The 2652-nt window shown below is 43.3% G+C and carries 4 protein-coding genes; all 4 read right to left on the bottom strand.

The window, feature by feature from the left end; all coding sequences use genetic code 11:
• Positions 1-62: 62 nt before the first annotated feature.
• The 4 genes from AM305_RS09040 to AM305_RS09025 are packed head-to-tail and all read right to left on the bottom strand — an operon-like array spanning position 63 to position 2463.
• A complete protein-coding gene (locus tag AM305_RS09040) occupies positions 63-671 on the bottom strand; it encodes an energy-coupling factor transporter transmembrane component T family protein (protein ID WP_005825203.1) in 609 nt (202 codons plus the stop codon).
• A gap of 12 nt (positions 672-683) precedes the next feature.
• Positions 684-1286 carry a cobalt transporter CbiM gene (cbiM, locus tag AM305_RS09035; RefSeq protein WP_005825201.1) on the bottom strand — a complete coding sequence of 201 codons (603 nt, stop codon included), beginning with the start codon at positions 1284-1286 and terminating at the stop codon, positions 684-686.
• Positions 1286-1744, bottom strand: a complete 459-nt coding sequence (locus AM305_RS09030) for a peptidase associated/transthyretin-like domain-containing protein (RefSeq protein ID WP_005825200.1) — start codon at positions 1742-1744, stop codon at positions 1286-1288. The genes cbiM and AM305_RS09030 overlap by 1 nt, the downstream gene beginning before the upstream one ends.
• On the bottom strand, positions 1744-2463 hold the full coding sequence (locus AM305_RS09025) for a DUF4198 domain-containing protein (protein WP_005825198.1): 720 nt from the start codon (positions 2461-2463) through the stop codon (positions 1744-1746). The genes AM305_RS09030 and AM305_RS09025 overlap by 1 nt, the downstream gene beginning before the upstream one ends.
• Positions 2464-2652 lie beyond the last annotated feature (189 nt).

The raw sequence follows: 2652 nt of genomic DNA, 5'->3' as shown, positions 1-2652 counted from the left end.
AAATTTGTTGTGTCTTATGGTATCTACACACTCTCTATCGAACCTAATTCATCTTTGAATAACTAAACCCTAAACCCTCTCGCCTTCATTGCCATTTCTGCCTTTTCTGCTTTTAGCATTGCGTGAATAAGCAAAAGCGCAACTCGCTGCGAATACACCTTGATCGTATAAAGATTGCACTTTGGCTTAAAACCTCGTGCTTTCATTGCTCTGTCCATTTTTTCGTTAAGTTCGCTTAACAGAGCGATATAACGCACCGTGAGAATAAACAGATGTTTGAGTTTTTTTGGCAGCGGTAATTTAGTAATCACTTGCACTAAAATAGTGTCGGTAACGTGGTGCAGAAAAAGCCAGACCGACAGCACAATCAAATTCATTCTAAGGGTTATCAACTTCGCTAAAGCGATACCGTGCGTATTCAGTTCCACGCCATCGGTACCGATTTTCCAGCTTAATGTTGCCCAAACCAGCACAGAGAAAAGATTGAATTTCAGCCAACGTTTGAGCAGATGTTTCGGTTGATGGCTATGTAAAAAGCACACCCAAGCGGCGGTACAAGCGGTCAAAATTAGCAATAATGTTGCAGATTGAATACTGCTTGCCACAATGCCGAAGATAAAGGCATAAACAAGGCGGTAGTGCGGTTCAAGAAACGTTGTTTTGCTTTCCATCATCTTTGCCCATTACTTCAACGCCTCAGGCATCATTTTGGCGAGGGTTAAAATCACGCCCACGCTGACTAGGCTATCCACCACAAAAACAGGCAAATGAGAAACCAGCAACAAGCCGATAAGATCGCCATAAGCCTTACCGCCGTCAAAGGCTAATACCAACGAGGCAATCAATGCTGAACCGCCCACGCCAATCACGCCAGCTAACACTCCCGATAAAATCAACCCTTTGCGAGTGGTCGCTTTTCTTAACATCGGGAAAACCAGCAAACGCACCGCCAATGCAGGAAGCGCCATAATGCATAAGTTCACGCCCAACACCGCAAAACCACCAAAGGAAAAGAGCAATACTTGCAGGACTAACGCAATCAAAAACGCAGGGAAAACCGCCCAGCCTAAAAATAATCCGGCAATACCATTTAAAATCAGATGTACGCTGCCAATTCCAACCGGAATATGAATAGTGCTTGCCACAAAGAATGCCGAAGCAAAAAGTGCGGTAATCGAAAGATGTTCATAATTCATCTTCTTCAAGCCAATCGCCACGCCAACCACCGCACAAACCGCCCCGATCATCAAGGTGGAACTATGTAACACGCCTTCAGATAAGTGCATTACTTCGCCCCTTTTCTGGCTTTTAACAGTGCGACAACGCCGAATAAACCGAGAATGTAGCCAATACCGCCAATCACATCACGCAGATAAATTTTATTTTTCAGTTGCTCAATTTCTTCACGCAATAGCTGAGTATCCGCCGTGTTAGTTTGTGGGACGATTTTTTGCACTTGTGCCTCAGCACGATGCCCTTCCATACCTTCCACAATCACGGTAAAAGTCCCCTCTTGTGTGAGCGGTAGAACAAATCGCCCCTCTTTATCGGTTTTGCCATAAACGACCGGTTCGGTTTCATTTGGTTTTATCGCTTCCACATAAGTTTCTGCTGCCGGTGTTTGGTCGGAATAATAGGCTTTACCCGTGATTTGTTGCCCATCATATTGCGCCGATAAATGCATACCGTGAGCGAACAGATTGGTAGAAAACAGCAAAAAAATGACCGCTTGTAGGTACTTCATTATCTCGCCTCAAACGTCAGCATATATTCATAACTACGGTCAGTGTAGTCAGGATTGTCTGCCACTTTTTCCTCAAACTCCGCCCACACTTTATTAAACCCTACTGTTGGCGTGAAGTAAGCAATGCCTTGCTCATTGGTTAAATTAAACGGCTTATCTTCGCCCAGACCCACCTTAATCCCTTTAACCGGTTTCCCGTTTTTTAACACTAAAATGGCTAACGGTTTACCTGCCACAGGTTCACTTTGCGGAACAAGCTCATAGGCTTGTTGATGAGCTTTTAATGCCTCGCCGTCCTCCCAGCTTAAAATCGCCTTGCCCAATTTCATCGGGTTCATGGAAAATTCTGCATCTGGTGCTTCTTTTTTGGTTTTCTCTACATATTTACCGCTCGGCAATTTTGACCAAATGCCATTGTTAAACTCAATAAAAACAATGTTACCTTCCACCGCAATGACGGCTTCGCCTTTGTTGTTGTCCATTTTATTAAATGCAGGAGAAAGCGGGCTGATTTTGCCGTGAAAGAGTTGGCTAACAGAGGTTAATTTAGAGAGGGGATAAGGTTCTGTGGTTTCGTGACCGAATTTAATGAGGTAATGAGGTATTTTAGTATTGAGAGGGGAACGTTCGAGCCAGACATTATGCGCTTGCGCAATGGTTGAGCCAAATAAACACACGGCGATTGCCGCAACACTTGTCAATTTAAACGAGAAAGCCATTTTCAACCTCTATTTATTTTAAAGGATAAAACAATTTGGGAATATTTTAGAATAGTTTTACTTATCACTCAAATTAGAAATTTTTATTCTAAAAATAAGTTTTCAGTATTGTATGTACAACCAAAACACACCCTCGCCCCTTGTGGGAGAGGGACAGATTTTGCTTCGTTTAGAAGCAAAATCAGGGAG

Source organism: Actinobacillus minor NM305 (genome assembly GCF_000175195.1).
GTDB classification, from domain to species: Bacteria; Pseudomonadota; Gammaproteobacteria; order Enterobacterales; family Pasteurellaceae; genus Haemophilus_A; species Haemophilus_A minor.
This window is presented reverse-complemented; position numbering and strand designations above follow the sequence as displayed.